This window comes from uncultured Bacteroides sp. (assembly GCF_958445495.1).
Classification (GTDB): Bacteria; Bacteroidota; Bacteroidia; order Bacteroidales; family Bacteroidaceae; genus Bacteroides.
The window spans coordinates 25566-46382 of sequence record NZ_CAUCSQ010000018.1; the positions used below are offsets into that span (position 1 = coordinate 25566).

Below are 20817 nucleotides of genomic sequence, written 5' to 3' on the forward strand. Positions count from 1 at the left end.
ACTTTATTATGCCGCAAACTTACATATAAATATTGATTTATGCATGGGTTGGATGGAGAAATCTGTCGTTCTGGGGGGGAGAGGGGGATTTCTGTTTTGGGGGAATGGTTGTTTTTGTTGTTGTGAATGGTTGTTCCGTTGTTGTGGAATGATTGTTTTTGTTGTTGAGGAATGGCTGTTTCTGTTGTTGTGGAATGATTGTTTTTGTTGTTGTGGAATGATTGTTTCCGTTGTTGTGGAATGGTTGTTTCCGTTGTTTGGAATGTTTGTTTCCGTTGTTGGGAATGACTGTTCCGTTGTTGGGAATGACTGTTCCGTTGTTGGGAATGGCTGTTTTCGTTTTTGTGAATGGTTGTTTCCGTTGTTGTGGAATGGCTGTTTTCGTTGTTGTGGAATGGCTGTTTTCGTTGTTGTGGAATGGCTGTTTCCGTTGTTGTGAATGGCTGTTTCCGTTGTTGTGAATGGCTGTTTCTGTTGTTGTGGAATGGCTGTTTCTGTTGTTGTGGAATGGCTGTTTCTGTTGTTGTGGAATGATTGTTTCTGTTGTTGTGGAATGGCTGTTTTCGTTGTTGTGGAATGTTTGTTTCTGTTGTTTGGAATGGCTGTTCCCGTTGTTTGGAATGACTGTTCCGTTTTTGGGAATGGTCGTTTTTGTTTTTAGAAATAAATTGTTTCTATCATCGAGAAGGTTTCTAATGTCGCTGGAAATAAGGGCTTCTACTACCGGAAACAAGGGCTTTCTATACACTTCCTCAAAAGATTTTCTTTGGAATGCTTGTCTTCAAAAAAATAGCGCCGCCCGCGTCCTATCACAGGAGGCGAGCAGCGCAAACCACAAATACAAATACAACTAAACAAAATCTTTTTATGATGGATTGCAATTTTCATGATATTATTGCAAATCCCGTGATATCATGTCCTATGATACCATATTTTGCGATACCGTACCCATGTATCATCTATCTATCATACTACATGTACAGTATCCGCGTGTACGACACACAACCTATCCGTAACCGGTTTATAATCAAATGACACCTTGTCCCATCATGGCGTGGGCTACTTTCATGAAGCCCGCAATATTGGCGCCTTTGACATAATTGATATAACCGTCCGGTTCCGTACCGTATTTCACACACTGCTCATGGATGCCGTGCATGATGGCATGCAGTTTCTCATCCACTTCTGCGGCGCTCCAGCTTATGTGCATCGCGTTTTGAGACATCTCCAGACCGGATGTGGCAACACCGCCGGCATTGACGGCTTTCCCCGGAGCATACATCTTCTTGTGTTCGATGAACAGGTCGATGGCTTCGGGCGTACATCCCATATTGGAAATCTCTCCGATGCAAAGTACGTCATTTTTTATGAGATTTTGTGCATCTTCTCCATTTAATTCGTTCTGGGTGGCACATGGAAGTGCGATGTCCGCTTTCACTTCCCACGGACGTTTGCCTTCTACGAAGGTGGCGTTCGGGTATTTTTCTGCGTAGGGTGCAACAATATCGTTGCCCGAAGCGCGGAGCTCCAGCATGTAGTCTATCTTCTCGCCGCAGATTCCGTCCGGGTCATAGATGTATCCGTCCGGACCGGAGATGGTGATGACTTTGGCGCCCAGCTCAGTGGCTTTCGTGGCTGCTCCCCAGGCTACATTGCCGAAACCGGAGATGGCGACTGTCTTGCCTTTTATATCGATGCCTTTTGCCCGGAGCATCTGGTTGACGAAGTATAACCCGCCGAAACCGGTCGCTTCGGGGCGAATCAGGGAACCGCCGAATTCCAGCCCTTTTCCGGTGAAAGTTCCGGTGAATTCGCGGGTCAGCTTTTTATACATACCGAACATATATCCTACTTCGCGTCCGCCTACGCCGATATCGCCGGCAGGTACGTCCATATCGGGACCCAGGTGACGCCACAGCTCCAACATGAACGCCTGGCAGAAACGCATGATTTCAGCATTGCTCTTCCCGCGCGGCGAGAAGTCCGAACCGCCTTTGCCGCCGCCCATAGGAAGGGTCGTCAAGGCATTTTTGAATGTCTGTTCGAAGCCGAGGAATTTCAGGATGGAGAGGTTGACGGATGCATGGAAACGGATACCGCCTTTATACGGGCCGATTGCGTTGTTGAATTGTACACGATAGCCGAGGTTGGTTTGGACTTCTCCTCTATCGTCTACCCAGGTGACGCGGAAAGTGAAAATGCGGTCCGGTTCTACCAGCCTTTCGATGATTTTAGCTTTCTCAAATTCCGGATGTTGATTGTAGATGTCTTCGATAGAGAGAAGTACTTCTTTCACGGCTTGAAGATATTCGGATTCGCCGGGATGCTTTGCCTCCAAAGAGGACATGATTTTCTGGATGTTCATAATAGTATGTTTTAAAAAGGTTATTCTGATAAAATGTCAATTAACTCTCCTGCAAATATAGGAAAATTTTTCAAATAGGATAGGTTTAGTGCTGATATTTTGATTAAATAATGATAAAATGATATTTCCCCTATTGAAGGGTGGGCAGACCGGCTTCGGGATTTCGTGCATTGTCTCGTAGGCTGTTTCTCGATATTGTTTCATCGGTTACTCCGTATGCGGTTCATGCGTTGTCTCTTATATTGTTTCATCTTTATATACTCTTTCGTATATCGTTCCGTGCTTGCCGGCAGGCAAATGAAAGGACAAACGGGCAAACTTTATAAGGAAGATGGCGGAAAATGAGATTTAAAAAATTAACTTTGCACGTCGGATTCTGTAATTCGGATGATTGGGAATTTAAGATTGGAACTAAGAAAGGAGAACATTTATGCTTAGCAAATACAAATTAAACCAGCTTTACTTCAAAGATACGCAGTTTGCCAACCTGATGACAAGACGGATTTTCAACGTGTTGCTGATAGCCAATCCTTATGATGCTTTCATGTTGGAGGATGACGGGCGTATTGATGAAAAGATTTTCAACGAATACACCTCCCTGTCTTTGCGCTATCCGCCCCGTTTCTCTCAGGTTTCCACGGAAGAAGAAGCGTTGGCGCAGTTGGAAAACATGTCGTTCGACCTGGTGATTTGTATGCCGAGTACGGGCGATAACGACAGCTTTGACATCGGCCGGCATATCAAGGAGAAGTATGAACATATTCCGATTGTCATTCTGACCCCTTTCAGCCACGGCATAACGAAACGAATTATCAATGAAGACTTGAGCGCGTTTGAGTACGTGTTCTGCTGGCTGGGAAATACGGATTTGCTGGTTTCCATCATCAAGCTGATGGAGGACAAGATGAATCTCGAACATGATGTACGGGAAGTCGGCGTGCAGTTGATTCTCGTGGTGGAAGACGGCATCCGTTTCTATTCCTCCATTCTTCCGAATCTTTATAAATTCGTTTTGAAGCAGAGCCAGGAATTCTCTACCGAGGCTCTGAATGCGCATCAGCGTACGCTTCGCATGCGTGGGCGGCCTAAGATTGTGCTGGCGCGCACTTACCAGGAGGCGATGGAGATTTATGAAAAGTATCAGAACAACATATTAGGAGTCATTACCGACGTGCGTTTCCCGAAGGTGGAGCGGGGCGAGAAAGACGGGCTGGCGGGCATCAAGCTGTGTGCCGCCATACGGAAGAACGACCCGTTCGTGCCGTTGATTATCCAGTCTTCCGAGTCGGAGAACGCTTCTTATGCGGCCAAGTACGGAGCGAGCTTCATTGATAAGAATTCGAAGAAGATGGACGTTGACCTGCGGCGCATCGTCTCCGATAATTTCGGTTTCGGTGATTTTGTGTTCCGCAACCCGGAGACGGGGGAAGAGATTGCGCATGTGCGGAACCTGAAAGAGTTGCAGAATATCCTGTTTGCCGTTCCTGCGGAATCCTTTCTCTACCATATCAGCCGGAACCATGTTTCCCGTTGGCTTTATTCCCGTGCCATGTTTCCCGTGGCGGAGTTCCTGAAACCGATTACGTGGAGCAGTCTTCAAGATGTGGACGCTCACCGGAAAATTATTTTTGAAGCGATTGTGAAATACCGCAAGATGAAAAACCAGGGAGTTGTCGCCGTGTTTAAGCGGGACCGTTTCGACCGGTATTCCAATTTCGCCCGTATCGGAGACGGCTCATTGGGAGGAAAAGGCCGCGGATTGGCTTTCATCGACAATATGGTGAAGCGCCATCCCGAATTCGACGAGTTTGAAAATGCGCGTGTCGCCATTCCCAAGACGGTGGTGCTCTGTACCGATGTGTTTGACGAGTTCATGGATACCAACAACCTTTATCAGATTGCACTTTCCGATGCCGACGACGGCACGATTCTCCGGTATTTCCTGAAAGCGAAGTTACCGGACAGGCTGGTGGAGGATTTCTTTACGTTCTTCGATGTGGTGAAGTCGCCGATTGCCATCCGTTCTTCTTCTTTGCTGGAAGATTCCCATTACCAGCCGTTTGCCGGTATCTACAATACGTATATGATTCCGTATCTGGATGACCGCTATGAGATGTTGCGCATGCTTTCCGACGCGATTAAAGGAGTGTATGCTTCGGTCTATTTCCGGGACAGCAAGGCTTATATGCAGGCTACGTCGAATGTGATTGACCAGGAAAAGATGGCTGTTATCCTGCAGGAGGTGGTGGGTAACCAGTATGGCGACCGTTATTATCCTTCCATGTCCGGTGTGGCGCGTTCGCTGAACTATTATCCGTTGGGCGACGAGAAGGCGGAAGAGGGAATTGTCAATCTGGCTCTGGGACTGGGGAAATATATCGTTGACGGCGGGATGACGCTCCGTTTTTCTCCTTATCATCCGAATCAGGTGTTGCAGACCAGTGAGATGGAGATTGCCTTGAAAGAGACGCAGACCCGCTTTTACGCTTTAGACTTGAAGAATGCCGGCCATGACTTCTCCATCGACGATGGTTTCAATTTGCTGAAACTGCATGTGAAAGAGGCGGAGAGCGACGGCTCCTTGCGGTATATAGCTTCTACGTACGACCCGTACGACCAGGTGATTCGGGACGGCTTATATCCGGGAGGGCGCAAGGTGATTACGTTTGCCAATATCCTGCAGCATGATGTTTTCCCGTTGCCGCGGATTCTCCAGTTGGTCTTGAAGTATGGCGAACAGGAGATGCGTCGTCCGGTCGAGGTGGAGTTTGCCGCTACGATGAGCCGCGAGCAGGATAAGACGGGGACTTTCTATTTGTTGCAGATTCGTCCGATTGTAGACAGCAAGGAGATGCTCGATGAGGACTTGAACGAGATACGGGACGAGGATGTCATTCTCCGGTCGTATAATTCGTTGGGACATGGTGTCATGAACGAAATCCATGACATCGTTTATGTGAAGACTGACGGTTACAGCGCTTCAAACAATCAGGCGATTGCCTGGGAGATTGAGAAGCTCAACCAACGATTCCTGAACGAGGGGAAGAATTACGTGCTTGTCGGTCCGGGCCGTTGGGGAAGCAGCGACACGTGGCTGGGGATTCCGGTGAAATGGCCCCATATTTCCGCGGCGCGTGTGATTGTGGAGGCAGGTTTGACTAACTACCGCGTAGACCCCAGCCAAGGGACGCATTTCTTCCAGAACCTGACTTCTTTCGGAGTAGGTTATTTTACTATCAATGCGTTTATGAACGACGGGGTTTATGACCTGGAGTTCCTGAATGCCCAGCCTGCGGAGGAAGAGACGAAGTTCTTGCGCCATGTCCGTTTTGAGAAGCCGATGGTAGTCAAGATGGACGGAAAGAAGAAACTGGGGGTAGTCATGATGCCGAAATAAAGAGACATGGATGCTCCGTCTATCCGTTGTTGCGGTAGGTGAGGGGGCTCATGCCTACATAGCGTTTGAAGTATTTCCCGAAGAACGATACGTTGGGGAAGTTGAGCGAGTCGGAAATGTTCTGGACGGAGAAGTTGGTGGATTTGAGTTGCGATTTGGCATCCATGATAACCATGCGTGAGATGATTTCCACACAAGTGTTTCCCGTAACCTGCTTGACGGTGGTGCAGAGGTGCGTATGGGTGATGCCCAGCTTTTCGGCATACCAGGCCACATTGCGCGTATGGCTGTAGTTCTGCATGACGAGCTGGGTGAAGTTTTTGCATATCTGCTCGCTCTTGGTCGAACATTCTTTGCTGCTTTGTGTTTGATTGTTATACATGGCTGCTATTCCGGTGTGTATGTCATTGTATAGGTGTTGCGTGAGCCCTTGCCGGGTCGATTCACTGAAAAAGTCGTATAGTTTGATAAGGAAGAGGAAGTATTCTTCCAGTAGTTTCGCACCTTGCGGTTTGAGCGTGATGACCGGCCGCCCTGACGCGACAAACAGCGTGTTGAGCGTAGAACGGTTCAGGTTGGCTTGTTCGATGTATTTGGATGAGAAACCGCCGAAATAAATGATCGGTTCTCCCTTTACGCTGTGTATCTGCAGGATGTTGCCGGGCATGATGGTTACGAAGTCATTGGCGCGTACGGTGATGCGGTTCAGGTTGATAGAGGCTTCTATCTCTCCGCCCATGCATAATACGAATATTTCGGCTTTCAGCCTGCAAGGAAAATTTTTGTAAAGGTTAAGTAACTCTTTGTTGATTCCTGTTCCTATAATCCATTCTTCGGGCAAGTCTATTTTGGGAAGTTCTTTGTTCATGATGATGATATGGCTTTTTATTTTATTAAGAGGCACAAAGGTAACGGATTTTGATAAATAGACTATTTTTTGCGGGATAAAAAATAATTTATCCCTTGAAAAATCGTACTTTGGAAAGGATTTGATTGTACGGGACTTTAAAAATAGACCATAAAGACTAAAAATAGACCTTGCTGCATTGAAGAAAAGGTCGTTACTTTGCATCCGTGAAACTTTGGTGTCCGTATGGAGTTTTGAGTCGTACGGATGTTTATATTAATTAAAAGTAGAAATTAGAAAATGAAAAAGAGATTATTTTATTACTTGTTTGCTGTAGTGTGTACAGTGGCATTGTTTGCGTCTTGTAGTGATGATGACGGTAATGATAATGATGTTCCGACGATTATTCCTATTGAGCAAGAAATTGTAGGCAATTATAAAGGTACATTATCTGTAAAGGTTGATGGTATCGATATGGGAATAGTACACCAGAATGTTTCTGTTACAAAAGCTGGTGAAAATTCTATTCGTTTGGTTATAGCTGATTTTAGTTTTAAAGGTTTAAAATTGGGAGATATAAAACTGGAGAATTGTGTTTTGCAGGCGAATGGTGATACCTATGTTTGTCAGCGTGAAGAACAGTTGACATTGGAATCACCGGTGAATACTTGTAATGTGAAGACAAATATTACAGTTCAAAATGAGAGTGTGGTAGTTGATTTGGATATTATAGCACCTGAGATGAATAATCAGGTTGTTAAGGTTGTTTATCAGGGAACAAAATTGAAAGGAAATGAGAGTCGTGAAGCTGAAATACTCAATTTCTATTTTGATAAAGCAATTGAGGCAAACTCGATTGTAGTTGGTGATCCGTCCATTAATGATGATAATACGATTACATTTGTTGTGACGGAAGGTGTGACGAGTGACCAGTTGAAAGCTCTTGTTCCTACAATTGAAATATCTGAAAAGGCTATACTTGATGCACCGGAAGTTATTGATTTTTCTGAAGATATGGAATATTCTGTTATTTCCGAAAGTGGGGATGTTGTAAACACATATATTGTAAAAACTCCTACCTCATTGGAAAAACCATTGATTTCCTTGAAATATGATTTTGATGTGTGGGAAGAAGTGACGGGAACTTCTATTTTGACGAAAAAATATAGTTGGGAATCTCCTTCTCCTAAAGAGGAATTGGCTAGTGCTAATGAAGGTATCGCTGCTTTGCGAACATCATTAGGAGGAAATTATAAAGGCGATTATGCTACAGTGAAAGAAGAAAAAGGTTATGGTGAAAGTGGACATGCTGTGAAGCTGGTAACATTGGATACAAGAGATGTAGGGTTGGCTCCTGCTATTACTCCTGGTTCTTTGTTTACGGGTAAATTCGCTTTTTCTCTTGCAGGTGCTAGTGACCCATTGTCATTGACGAAATTCGGTCTTCTTTATGATAAAAAGCCATTGAAATTGAAAGGGGTGTACAAATATACTCCGGGAAAACCTTTTATTGATGGTTCTGATAAGAGTAATATAAAAGAAACGGATGAAATTGATTCCCCCTCCATTAGCGCTGTATTATATGAAGCAAAAGATGCGGAAGGAAAGGAAGTCATTTTAACAGGTAATGATATTAATACTTCTGAATATCGGGTAGCTTTTGCTGAATTAAAGAATCCTATGGAGACAACTGAGTGGACACCTATTGATGAAGATTTTGTGTATGTTAATGGAAAATCTTATGATGCGACGAAAGAGTATAAATTAGCTGTTGTTTGTTCTTCAAGTAAAGAAGGAGACCGTTTTAGAGGAGCAGCGAATAGTACATTGATTATAGATAATTTGGAAGTCTTAGGTGAGTAATAAAAATTGAATAAATAAAAATGAGGTTGTGGCAAAACGTAGGCACAATCTCTTTTTATGCGCAAAGTCCGGGCTTTCCCAAGCCCGGACTTTGTTATTATCCAAAGTTTTTGTAACTTTAGACATCAGTTTTTTCGCTATGGCAAAGTTACATTTTTGTCCTTACATTTCTAAGCTCTTTAAATGTCAATTTCCAACGGCGTTCGTTACGCAAAGCTTCGTCTGTGTAAGCAGGAATAGGTGCTAATCCCATACGAGCACGTACTTTGTTGATGCCTAAATATCTATTATGCTTCCATGTTTGCAGATATCATTATCTTCCCATTCATTCTACATGTTGGTTATTTTTATAATATCTGTCGTAAAATAAATAAGCATGCGCTTGCAATGCTTCGGCAGCCCAACGGGTGGCATGACCTAATTCGGATGCCGGTTGCACTTCCGATGGTAATAGTTCGACAGCCTTATTCAAGTTAGATAGAATGAGTTGGAACATTTCATTACTGCTTGCTTTAGGATTATTCTGAGGTTCGGGGGGGAACGATGGGTACCGTACCAAATGTTGTCGCCATGAAATAATATAATTCTCTCAGAAAGTATGCCTCTCCTTCTATTATTCTTCTGGAATCTGTTCCTTTCCATTCTATATCTTCTTGTAGTATGAGTGTTTTGTTTCTGTAAAGGTGGAGTAGATATAGCATTGAATTTTTAATTCTTCTTTTAACACTATACAAGGTAAGATTGAACAAATATTTGTTGGAATGCCGTTGAATAAGATTTCTACAAGTTCTTGTGTGATGAATAATTTTTTTTATGTACTTTTGTTCTTGAACAAAAATGATACTAGATGATAAAATGACATGCATGATAGTATTGATATAGATATAATCGCCTTAAGTCATGGTAATGTGAGAAACTTTGAGAGACTCTTTTTTTGCTATTATCCAAGAGTCTATAATTTTTTTAATTGTGTTTTAAACAATAATGAGGAATCTGAGGACTTAGCCCAAGATGTTTTTACTAAACTGTGGAAATATCGTGTTTCATTGAAACAGGTTCAGAATCTTAATGCATATATTTATCGGGTTGCCAAAAATACTTTATATACTTATTTGGATCGTAAAATCAATGTTTCTTCTATAAACATTGATAATGTAAGAGAGCAAGATTCCCTTGATGATATTGAGAACCTTGTGTATAGTCATGAACTTCAGTCTTTAATAGATAAAGTCATTGATAGGATGCCTTCTCAGCAAAAACAAGTATTTTGTATGAGCCGTAGAGATGGTTTGAGCAATGATGAAATTGCTTCTAGGCTGAATATCAGTAAGCGGACTGTCGAAACACATATTTCTGTTGCTCTGTCTACATTGAGAAAGGTCACTTCTGCTCTTTCGATTTTCTTTTGATTTAAATTTATATTATTTTTTTCTCTCTTTTAGACTACGTGTAGGAAACAAAAAGTGAGTCTTATATACAAAGGTCTGCAATGAGATGAAAAAGACGGAACGTATATATAAACTATTTCTGTATATATCTGAAAAAAGAATGATTTCGCCATCTGCACGGTTGCACTTGCAGAGGTGGCTTATAAATACTCAGGATATATTGGAGAAAGATGAAGCACTCTTTCTTTTGTGGGGGAAATTTGCTGATGACATTGTTTCTGAAGAAAAAATGTACCGTGCTTTGCATATCGCGAAATTAAATGCCGGAATTTCTGAATATAAACGGATTTTACCAATTCATATATTTTATAAATGTGTTGCCGTTCTATTTGTAGCTTTTTTAATCGGTTGGTTAATGTGGAGTGTGAGAAAGGATGAATTTGTAATGCCGATAGAAATGATAGAATGTTATGTGCCGTATGGGAGAAGGGATACAGTCAGATTGTCCGATGGAAGTGAGGTTTTTGTCAATTCTGGTAGTTTATTTGTTTATCCACAGCACTTTATTGGAGATAAGAGACAGGTTTATTTATCAGGGGAGGCGTATTTTAAAGTTGTGCGTGATGAAAAATTGCCTTTTATTGTACATGCCGGTATGTTGGATGTAAAAGTGTTAGGCACAAATTTTAATGTAGAATCTTATCCTGATTGTAATAAAATCACTGCCACTTTGATGAAAGGAACAATAAAGGTATATCCATACGGTTGTGAAGAAGGGTGTATTATGATGAAACCTAATGACCATTTGGTATATTGTATTTCTGATGAGAACTTTTATTTGTATCAGACTGATCCGCAGGAATATATGGCCTGGATTTATGGTGAATTGTATTTCAATCGTCAATCCTTATCTTCTATTTTGAAAAAAATAGAACGTCATTATGACGTATTATTTGTATATGATGACAATATCAATTTATCTGAAATATATACAATGAAGTTTGGAAAAAATGAAACCATAGAGGAAGTGATGGAAGTGCTTACTCTTTTAATAGGAAATATTACTCTTTATAAAGATGACAATACAATTTTTTTAGAGAGGAAAGGAGGTGTTGGAAATAAATAAAAAGATATCGGAAAGTGCCCGTTACAACAACTTTCCGATATTTGAAATAAAAGATCTATCCAAATAATTCCCTTCAACAGACAAGCTGAAGATAGGGGAGAAGTGTAATAATTATTTTAGATAAACCTAATACGCAAAAATATGACTTTAAATTTTAAAATACTATTTTTTTGTCCTATAAAAAACACTAAATTTTTAGTTCTGTTCTTAGCTGTGTTCGGGACAAGTTTATGTCTTGCTCAAAATCAAATGATACGTCTTCCACAATATCGTACCACTATTCAGGAAATATTTCAGCAAATAGAAAAACAGACACAATTATCTGTTGACTATAATTATAGCCAAATTTCTGATATTCTAAAAAAAGAAGTGACAGTCAAAAATGGGAGTGTAAGAAATATGCTTAATGAGACTTTAAAAGGTACGGGATTAACTTATCGGTTTGAGAATAATCACATAGTTGTTTATCCGAAATATCAGGATGTATCATCCGTTCCTGTTCGAAAAAAAACAATCAATGGAATAATTGTGGGTAAAGATAGGGAGCCTATCGGTGGATGTGCTATCCGGGAGAAAGGTACTGAGAATGGGAGTATTTCCGATATGGATGGAAAATTCTCGTTGAATATTTCGGAAAATGCAACTTTGTCTTTTTCCTGCATTGGATATAAGACATATGAAATTAAGGTGACTGGCCAGACAAGATTATATGTCATCCTCCAAGAGGAGACCCTGAACTTAGATGAGGTTGTAATAGTAGGATATGGGATACAAAAGAAAGTTAATCTGACAGGTTCTATAGCATCGGTAAATGCTGATGAAATACGAAATATTCCTTCCTCTTCTTTATCAAACTCTCTGAGTGGTAAATTATCCGGAGTTTTGATTACCTCTTTGGGTGGTAAGCCAGGAGTTGGGTCATCTATGCAAATTCGTTCTGTCGGTACTTGGAATAATAATGCACCGCTGTATGTCATTGATGGAGTAGTACGGGATAAATTTGCATTTGATGGGTTGGATGCCAGTGAAATTGAGAATTTATCCGTTTTGAAAGACGGAGCTTCTGCTGCTATTTATGGAGCCCGGGCAGCTAATGGCGTTATTCTGGTGACGACGAAGAAAGGAAAGTTTGGTAAACCGGTTATTTCTTATACGGGAACGGTAGGTTTGTCCGATGCTACTAGACTTCCTCAAATGATGAATGCTTATGAACAGGCTACTATTATAAATGATGCATTAGCTATACATGGATACGATGCTTCGAGTATGGATTGGTTTACTGATGATGAACTGGAATATTTTAAGCACCATTCTTATAACTGGTTACAAGAAGCCTGGAAACAACCTGTACTTACCAGACATTCTATTAATGTAAGTGGGGGAAGTGAACATGTACGCTATTTCATAGGTGGCACATATTATGATGAAACCGGGTCATTCGATAATTTAAGATTCAAAAAGTATAATTTGAGGTCCAACATAGAAGCTAATATTACCAAACATTTGATGGTTAGTCTGAATATGAACATGGATATCAGAAATGACAGGAAACCATATTGGCGTTGGGATGGCGACTCGGACAATATGGAGAATCTATATAGAGGATTGTTGTTCAGAACAGGAATGGTTCCTCCATATATCGATGGCAAACCTGTGAGGGAGATTGGGGGGAATACTTTTGTAGAGTGGAGCCCTATGGAGCTTATTGATGGGACCCGTACAGGATATAATAGAAAGAAATACTCAACTTATGATACTTCTTTATCCTTGCAATATAATGTGCCGTTTATTCAAGGATTAAGTGCAAAATTGTTATATAACAAAGTTATGAAACATTCTTTTGTCAAAATGTTTTGTTTCCCATATTTGATGTATAATTTTAAAGGTACTGGCACCCATAATCATATCCCCACAAATGAGCTTGTCGGTACTTATGAGCGTAGCGATGGTAATTATTTGGAAGAGTACTATGTACGCCGGGACAATTATCAATTAAATATGTCTCTTTCTTATGTTAAGAAACTAGGCAAACATGATATAGGTGCTTTGGTTGTTTATGAACAATCTGAAGGGTATTATGATGATTTATGGGTACGTGGATATGATTATGCCTCCATGAATATCGATCAGTTGAATATGGCAAGTAAAAAGAATCCGCGTATTGATGGTGAGGGTTCCGAAACGGCACGGATATCTTATGTAGGAAGAATCAATTATGCTTATGATAGTAAATATTTGTTTGAAGGAGCATTCCGTTATGATGCCTCTGTCAATTTTGCTCCAAAACACCGGTGGGGCTTTTTCCCGTCAGCTTCGTTGGCTTGGAGGATATCTGAGGAACCTTTCTTTAAAAAATCAGTTCCTTTTATTGATTTTCTCAAAATACGAACTTCGGTCGGATTGTTGGGGAATGATGCTGTAGGCGGATGGCAGTGGATGCAACGTTATAATCTGCCTAGTAGGGCTGGAGCCATATTCGGTACCACAGCACTTACGGGAGGATTGGAGGCTGATGTTATACCTAATGAGAAAATTACTTGGGAGAAAACCTTGACAAATAATATAGGCTGGGATTCAAGGTGGTTTAATAAATTGACATTTAATTTTGATTTCTTTTTTAAACATACGTATGATATTTTAGGAAATCGTTTAGCCAGTCTTCCTACCACAGTAGGAGTAAAGATGCCTGCCGAGAATTATGCTGTTATAGACGGAAAAGGATTTGAATTGGAACTGGGATGGAATGATAAAATTTCCGATGTGGATTATTACATAAAGGGGAATTTATCTTATGCTGTCAATAAATTGAAGAAAAAGGATGAAGCGGAAAACATTAGGGCTTACCAGTCTAGTATCGGTTACAATTATGACCGGAAAATGGGATATATTGCCACAGATATCATTCGTACTCAAAAAGATTTGGATGCATTGCCAAAGGGATATACGATATTTGGCCGAAAACCGGAATTGGGTATGCTGAATTATAGAGACTTACGTGGCCCTGATAGTGATGAGCCTGATGGGATTATTGATGAAAATGATAAAGATTGGATTGTGAAACATATCATTCCTCCTTTTAATTTTGGTCTTTTGTTTGGAGCAAAGTGGAAAGGATGGGCATTGGATATATTTTTGCAAGGAGTTGCAGGTAATGATAAAGTCATAGATATGAGAGATCCGCAAACACGTATTAGTGAATCGACATTTAAATATTGGAATGATCGTTGGACACCGGAGCATACTGATGCGAAGTTTCCGCGTGCTGCAGAAAACCAATGTGGTTATTATTCTACTTTTTGGAAACGTGACGGTTCCTTTGTTCGTTTGAAGAATATAAACTTGTCATACCAGCTTCCATCTTCGTTTCTTTCTAAATTGGGGATTGACTATGTACAGTTCTTTATAACGGGAAGTAATTTGTGCCTGTTGTATGACAAGGTTAAATATTTTGATCCTGAATCTACAAGTATTGTGAATTATCCTTTGATGAAAAGTTTCTCAGTAGGTGTAAATGTGAATTTCTAATTATAAAAAGAAAATATGATATGAGAGTAAGATATATAATTATAAGTATGTTTGTTTCCTGCTTGTTTGTTGGATGTACAGATATTCTTGATAAAAGAGACTTAATGTCTTTAACAGATGAAGATGTATGGAATACAGAGGTTTATGCAACTGATTATCTCAATCAGTTATATAGAGAAAACCTTCCGAGGTGGAATCCGAATATTGCTGGTTATTCGGATGAAGCGGATGACTCGCAGAATGCGACATTATATGGGCAATTAACCACTCAATCGGTTAATGTATGGCCCTATGATAAAATTCGTAATATCAATATATTATTGAAAAAGATGGATAACAGTACATTGGATATTGATATAAAAGAAAAATTGAAAGCTCAAGCTGCCATGTTGCGAGCCTGGAAATATTTTCAAATGGTACGGCTTTATGGTGGCATACCTTTGATTTTGGAACCACAGAGTTTGGATGATGATATTTATGTAAAAAGAAATAAGACTTCCGAATGTATCGCTCAGATTGTAAAAGATTTGGATTATGCATATGAGATTCTGCCTTGGCATTGGGAAGGTGATGATGAAGGGCGTTTTACTAAAGCGGCTGCTTTAGCTTTGAAAGGAAGGATATTGTTGTATTATGCCAGTCCTCAATTTAACCCGGATAATAATCAGGCACGTTGGGAAACAGCTTATATTGCCAATAAGAAAGCATTGGATGAATTGATAGCTAATGGGTATGGTTTGTATGATAGTTATGAGAACCTTTGGTTTGATGAGATGAATAAAGAAGTAGTGATGGTTAGCCGTTATTATTCTACCGGTGAAGGAATTGGACTGGGTAATCCTTGGAACGCATATTCACGTCCTGTAGATGAAGCGCAGAATTATACGGGAGCTAATCATCCTACATGGGAAATGGTTCAGTCTTATCCAATGAGTACAGGCGAATCTATTGATGAATCCGATGATTATGATTCCGTTTTGTTTTGGAAGAATCGTGATCCGCGTTTCAAACAGACAGTTGCTTATAACGGCTGTATATGGGAGTTGAGTGGAAAAACCGGACGTAGGCAATGGACCTATGAAGGTGCACAAGGTAATTTCACTACAGAAACAGGATTCTATTGTCGTAAAGCTGTAGATACAAGTTATTCTCCTGTGATGTCACAATTCAGTAGCACTGATTGGATTGAGATTCGTTTTGCCGAGGTTATGCTGAATTACGCGGAATGTGCGGCTGAAATAGGAAAAAGTGATGAGAGTTATTCCATGTTGAAGCATATACGCAAACGGGCAGGTATCAAGGCTGGAGCAGATGGAATGTATGGACTGAAGCAACAGTTGGCTAAGCGGGAGTTGGTAGATGCTGTGATGCTTGAGCGAAAAATAGAACTGGCTTATGAAGGAAAACGTTATTGGGATCTTAGGAGAAGAAGATTGTTTGCTAAAGAACTGAACGGTAAGGTAAGACATGGGATGAGGCCGCATTTTGCAGAAGGAATGGATGTGGATAAATTGAAGCAAATTCAGGATTCGGCTGATTTTGAAAATAATTACTCATTGTATTTTAAAGATGTATTGTATAATACAGACAAAAAGTATACTATAAATTTCAAGGACAATTATTATTTCTTTGCAATACCGAATGAGCATTTGGAAACAAATTCTTTATTAGAACAAACAGTCGGTTGGAACAATGGTACGTTTAATCCATTGGATTAAAGAATTTATTTATTAAGAAAGATCGGATAGGGGTATGTATTCTATCGATGTTTGTCATACCTCTTCCGATCATGGTATTCTGTTTAATAATCATGAGAGAAATGAAAAATCCGTTGAAAACAAAAATAGGAATTTATTTTGCTTTCCTTTTTGTCATAATGAACTCAATAGATTCATTTGCAGTTAGTTTAAAGACTTTGTGTGCTGATATCACAATCAATGAAAAAGGCTTTTACTCATCTGTGAAGGTTAACGGTGAAGAGGTTTTATATGCAGATAATTGCCCTTTTATCACTGCCTGTGTTACCGGTCGGTTGATTATGCCCGAATTGATGAGGGCTGAAGGAGAGTATTTAATTTTAAAGATGACAGATGGGGAGAGTGTGAAATTGCGTCAGTTTCAGTATAATACACACATCACGTTGGAAGTTATTGAAATTCCGGATTGCTATGAGGCTCTGCTATTTGGTCCGTTGAAAATCAATATAGACGAAACGGTAGGTGATGTGATTGGTGTTGCCCAGGGACGTGGAATCGCTTTTGGTGTACAAAGTCTGAATATGAAAACATGTGCAGGAATCCCTCTTGAATATGTTGATGAGGTAGAAAAAACATTTGGTTATTCGGGAAATGATGTAGAATTGTCTGTAGGTAGTATTCCTTGTTATCGGTTGGCTGCTGTTCCGGTCAGGGAAACAGGTGGGACAATGTTCCAGTTTTCTGTAAGGAGAAGAACACAAGTGGAATACAGACACATCCAGCAGACTGAACAGGCAATCGTTTACCCGGTTGATAACGATGATGCTTTTATTCAGAGAAGTAAAATAGCTTTATTCGGATGTCGAAGTGCCGATGTATTGCAATATATAGGTAAAATAGAGGAAGCAGAAGGGTTACCTCATCCTCTGTTTAATGGCGAATGGGGAAAAATTTCTCGTGATGTGACGTATCCTTATTTGATATCGAATTTCTCAGAAAATGATATTGATTTTGTATTAGATAAGGCAAAAATTGCCGGTTTCGAATATATTTATCATCCGGAACCATTTAAAAGTTGGGGACATTTTGACTGGAGTCCGGAGTTTACAAAAAAGGGTGATGAGGGGGTTAGGAAGATGGTTGACAAAGCGCGAAATGATGGCATAGCGATGGGTATTCATACATTGTCTAATTTCATGACAACCAATGATGCTTACGTTACTCCGGTTCCATCTGGACATCTATTAAAACAAGGGGTATTGAGGCTGATTTCAGATGTAGATGACAAGCAGAATGAAATAAAGATAGAAAAATCTTCGTTATTTGCAATGCCGATGAATCTGAATGTTTTACAGATAGATGATGAATTGATAACTTATGGACAGTACGAAGAAAAGGAGGCTTGGGGTGTTTTGAAACAATGTAGGAGGGGAGTTTTCGGAACTCGCCCCGCTTCTCATTTTTCAAATGTTCCTTTATATAAGTTATGGGATTATCCATATAAGACTTTATTCCCCGATTTAAAGTTACAAGACCGTTTTTCTGACCGGTTGGCTGAAATCTTTAACAAGACCGGACTGAAGCAAATATCATTCGATGGTCTGGAAGGTTGTACATACACTGGGCAGGATGATTATGCCGTGGCTCGTTTTGTTACACGTTTTTATGATAGTTTGACTCATTGCGACGTGATTAATGATGCAAGCAACCTGAACCATTTTCTTTGGCATATCCATACAAGAATGAACTGGGGCGAACCTTGGGGAGAAGAGATGAGGACAGGACAAGTGGAAAACCGGATAAAAAATCAAATGTTTTTTTCTCGTAATTTTCTTCCACAGATGTTAGGATGGTTTCTGATTCGTTTGGTAGACAGGAAATTTGAATGTACTTCGGTACAGGATTTGGAATGGGCGTTGTCTAAAGCAGCAGGATTTGATGCAGGATATGCTATGAATATTAGTTTGAAAACTTTGAAAGAACATGGACAGATTGATAAACTTCTCACTACTATTAAATATTGGAATCTTTTGAGAAGGAACCGTGTTTTTTCTGAAGAACAAAAGAACAGGTTGAGGGATGTGCAAAGTGAATGGCATTTGGAGAAGCTGGATGAGTGTACTTATAATCTTTACCCTCTTGATATATCAAAAAAATATTACTGTAATTTAAGCGAGATGCAGCCAGGACAACCTGGTGGTGCTGATTGGCTGTGGAACAATAAATATGGAGTAGGAACTTTTGCTTTCAAATTGAGGGTAGAGGGAGAAGGTACTATCAGTAATCCTGTCATCATTACTCCTGGTGGTACATTGAAATTTCCTTGTCGAATCTCTGGGAACCAATATCTTATTTTTGATTTTGACGGTACGGCAGTTGTTACTGACCGGAATCTGAAAACCATATGCAATGTTTGTCCACAGGGACAAGCTATATTCCCTGAGGGTAGTTTTGCTGTGTCGTTTTCTTGTAAACTTGAGAGTGAAGAACGACCTGAAATTATGATTCGTTATATAACCCGTGGTATTCCGGAATTTATAGAATTGAGGACAACTCCATGATTTTTATGGTATATGGATTAAACATTTCCTAGGATGTGTTTTAGTGTTTTTCTGTTTAGTTATTAAAGCTATGAAATAATATGAGAATATTGTTTTTATTATTCCTTTTATTGTCAGGTAAGTTTGTTTTTTTATATGGACAGGTCCCTAATCCTAAACCGTCTGTAGCACAGTTACGTTGGCACAATTATGAGCGGGTGATGTTTATTCATTATGGACCTGCGACTTGGCAGGGACGTGAATATGACAATCATACGACTTTATTGGAGCGCATGCAAATGCCTTTGTTAGATACGGATCAATGGTGTGAGGTCGCTTGTTTGTGGGGGGCGAAGATGATATTGTTTGTAGCCAAACATTGTGGTGGTTTCTGCTGGTGGCAAACGAAAACGTCTGATTATGGTATAAAAGAGACCCCATGGAAGAAAGGTAAAGGTGACGTTTTAAAAGACTTGTCCCGTTCGTGTAAAAAGTATGGTTTGGATTTAGGAGTTTATATCTATCCTGGAGATGAACGGTGGGGAGCAGGCATTGGTAGTGGGGGAATTACGGCTGATCCAAATAAGCAATCGATTTACAATAGTATATTTCGTACTCAGATGATAGAGGTACTTACTAAATATGGAACTATCAGTGAGGTTTGGTTTGATGGCAATTGCCGTATTGACGTAAAAGATATTTTAGAAAAATATGCAAAGGATGCCGTGATATTTCAAAGTGAAAAGGCAAATCTCAGATGGGTTGGAAATGAAGATGGTTATGCTCCTTATCCTAACTGGTATACGGTCTGTGGAAAAGATTTGCGGACTGGGGTGTCCACTGCATTACATTCTGATTTGTATGGAGATTGTTATGCTCCGGTAGAGGTCGATGTCCCCTTGTTGAAGAATGGGGGGCATAAATGGTTTTGGGCACCAGGATGTGATTCTTTATTGATGACACAAAAACAACTGATGGAATTGTATTATAAATCCGTAGGTCGTGGAGCTGTTTTGTTATTGAATGCAACTCCAGACACAACAGGAGTGATACCGTCTTCTCATGTAAGTGTATATAAAGCATTCGGCCAAGAAATTACCAGACGTTTTTCTGTCCCTTTAAAAGAAACGCGAGGAAGAGGTTATTTGATGGAGCTTGATTTTGGAAATTTGGTGGCAGTCAACCATTGTGTCATACAAGAAGATTTATCGATGGGGCAGAATGTGGTCGGTTATCAGTTGGAAGAGTGTATGGATGATGGAGAGTGGAAGACCTTCCTAAAAGGAAGTTCTGTAGGACATCAGAAAATAGATTTTTTTCCTTCCCGATTTATGCGTAAATTACGCCTTCGCATTACTGATGCCAAGAATTTTCCTTTAATTTCTCGTTTTTCCGCCTATTATGTCGCAGATAATGAAGTTAGCTTACAAAATATGTTTTCTGAGGAATATCAAATTGGTACTTGGAATGAAAAAACTTTTAATGCTGATAATTGGAGACTGTTTACTTTTGATTTAACTTCTTATATCACTCAAATAGGTGAATATGAGATTTGTTTTAATCCTTTGGCTACAGATTATTTGAATTGCGAGATTTCGACTTTGGAATTTAAAGATATAGAATTATTTATGTATGGTTCCAAAGTGAAAGCAGAAGGTATTCTTTCTTTTTTATCGGATAGAAATGCATTCCGTATAACTCGCTCACAACAAACCTTGAATGATTTTCCCACAATTCTGAAAATGAAAATAAGAAAAAAAGGAGGAACATCTATGGGAGAAATTATAGTTAAAAGAGTACATTATTAAATTCATTATACTTGAAGTGGGAGATATGGGGTACTGTTATTCTGTTTCCCGGTTCAATGGATATATATAAAATAGAGGTCAAAAAGTAGGCACAACCTCATTTTTATTTAAGATTGATTCGTTTGGTTTGCTTGATTTTGAAAAAGGAACACTGGGATATCCGTGCGAGCTTCGGTACTGGGAATATTGATTAGGAATTTTGTAATGCGCCCATATTAATCTTCCTGCAGTACGGGAAGTTTTTTCAAGGAAGGCGAGATG

General features: G+C 40.0%; 11 protein-coding genes. 8 read left to right on the forward strand and 3 right to left on the reverse strand.

Annotated features, from left to right (window positions below; translation table 11 throughout):
* Positions 1–37: 37 nt before the first annotated feature.
* Both Q5076_RS08180 and gdhA read right to left on the reverse strand, forming a co-directional pair.
* On the reverse strand, positions 38–748 hold the full coding sequence (locus tag Q5076_RS08180) for a hypothetical protein (protein WP_303012313.1): 711 nt from the start codon (positions 746–748) through the stop codon (positions 38–40).
* A 279-nt stretch (positions 749–1027) separates the two neighbouring features.
* The gene (gene gdhA, locus Q5076_RS08185; protein ID WP_303012316.1) at positions 1028–2365 is read right to left on the reverse strand and encodes an NADP-specific glutamate dehydrogenase; all 1338 of its coding nucleotides are present in this window, start codon (positions 2363–2365) and stop codon (positions 1028–1030) included.
* A gap of 430 nt (positions 2366–2795) precedes the next feature.
* Here gdhA and Q5076_RS08190 point away from each other — a divergent pair, with 430 nt between their 5' ends.
* The gene (locus Q5076_RS08190) at positions 2796–5762 is read left to right on the forward strand and encodes a PEP/pyruvate-binding domain-containing protein (protein WP_303012319.1); all 2967 of its coding nucleotides are present in this window, start codon (positions 2796–2798) and stop codon (positions 5760–5762) included.
* 19 nt (positions 5763–5781) lie between these two features.
* Here the strand turns inward: Q5076_RS08190 and Q5076_RS08195 are convergent, their stop codons facing one another.
* Positions 5782–6630, reverse strand: coding sequence for an AraC family transcriptional regulator (locus tag Q5076_RS08195; RefSeq protein ID WP_303012321.1), 849 nt, complete (start codon positions 6628–6630; stop codon positions 5782–5784).
* Between the two features lie 279 nt (positions 6631–6909).
* On the opposite strand from Q5076_RS08195, the gene Q5076_RS08200 reads away from it, so the two are divergent.
* The 7 genes from Q5076_RS08200 to Q5076_RS08230 all read left to right on the forward strand — a co-directional run bounded on the left by Q5076_RS08200 (position 6910) and on the right by Q5076_RS08230 (position 20556).
* Positions 6910–8472, forward strand: coding sequence for a PCMD domain-containing protein (locus tag Q5076_RS08200; RefSeq protein ID WP_303012322.1), 1563 nt, complete (start codon positions 6910–6912; stop codon positions 8470–8472).
* Between the two features lie 860 nt (positions 8473–9332).
* Positions 9333–9881, forward strand: a complete 549-nt coding sequence (locus Q5076_RS08205; RefSeq protein WP_303012324.1) for an RNA polymerase sigma-70 factor — start codon at positions 9333–9335, stop codon at positions 9879–9881.
* A gap of 85 nt (positions 9882–9966) precedes the next feature.
* Positions 9967–10986: a FecR family protein gene (locus tag Q5076_RS08210; protein ID WP_303012325.1), complete on the forward strand. Its 1020-nt coding sequence runs from the start codon at positions 9967–9969 to the stop codon at positions 10984–10986.
* 141 nt (positions 10987–11127) lie between these two features.
* Positions 11128–14511 carry a TonB-dependent receptor gene (locus Q5076_RS08215; RefSeq protein ID WP_303012327.1) on the forward strand — a complete coding sequence of 1128 codons (3384 nt, stop codon included), beginning with the start codon at positions 11128–11130 and terminating at the stop codon, positions 14509–14511.
* Between the two features lie 20 nt (positions 14512–14531).
* The gene (locus Q5076_RS08220; RefSeq protein ID WP_303012328.1) at positions 14532–16229 is read left to right on the forward strand and encodes a RagB/SusD family nutrient uptake outer membrane protein; all 1698 of its coding nucleotides are present in this window, start codon (positions 14532–14534) and stop codon (positions 16227–16229) included.
* Positions 16230–16321: 92 nt separating this feature from the next.
* Positions 16322–18769, forward strand: coding sequence for a hypothetical protein (locus Q5076_RS08225; protein ID WP_303012329.1), 2448 nt, complete (start codon positions 16322–16324; stop codon positions 18767–18769).
* A gap of 80 nt (positions 18770–18849) precedes the next feature.
* The gene (locus Q5076_RS08230; protein WP_303012330.1) at positions 18850–20556 is read left to right on the forward strand and encodes an alpha-L-fucosidase; all 1707 of its coding nucleotides are present in this window, start codon (positions 18850–18852) and stop codon (positions 20554–20556) included.
* The last annotated feature ends 261 nt before the right edge of the window (positions 20557–20817 follow it).

Bases quoted from the DNA above. Each gene is read 5' to 3' on its own strand.
- Q5076_RS08230 (WP_303012330.1), top strand. From the start codon at position 18,850: ATGAGAATATTGTTTTTATTATTCCTTTTATTGTCAGGTAAGTTTGTT.
- Q5076_RS08225 (WP_303012329.1), top strand. From the start codon at position 16,322: ATGAGAGAAATGAAAAATCCGTTGAAAACAAAAATAGGAATTTATTTT.
- Q5076_RS08200 (WP_303012322.1), top strand. From the start codon at position 6,910: ATGAAAAAGAGATTATTTTATTACTTGTTTGCTGTAGTGTGTACAGTG.
- Q5076_RS08195 (WP_303012321.1), bottom strand. From the start codon at position 6,630: ATGAACAAAGAACTTCCCAAAATAGACTTGCCCGAAGAATGGATTATA.
- Q5076_RS08205 (WP_303012324.1), top strand. From the start codon at position 9,333: ATGCATGATAGTATTGATATAGATATAATCGCCTTAAGTCATGGTAAT.
- gdhA (WP_303012316.1), bottom strand. From the start codon at position 2,365: ATGAACATCCAGAAAATCATGTCCTCTTTGGAGGCAAAGCATCCCGGC.
- Q5076_RS08190 (WP_303012319.1), top strand. From the start codon at position 2,796: ATGCTTAGCAAATACAAATTAAACCAGCTTTACTTCAAAGATACGCAG.
- Q5076_RS08215 (WP_303012327.1), top strand. From the start codon at position 11,128: ATGACTTTAAATTTTAAAATACTATTTTTTTGTCCTATAAAAAACACT.
- Q5076_RS08220 (WP_303012328.1), top strand. From the start codon at position 14,532: ATGAGAGTAAGATATATAATTATAAGTATGTTTGTTTCCTGCTTGTTT.
- Q5076_RS08210 (WP_303012325.1), top strand. From the start codon at position 9,967: ATGAAAAAGACGGAACGTATATATAAACTATTTCTGTATATATCTGAA.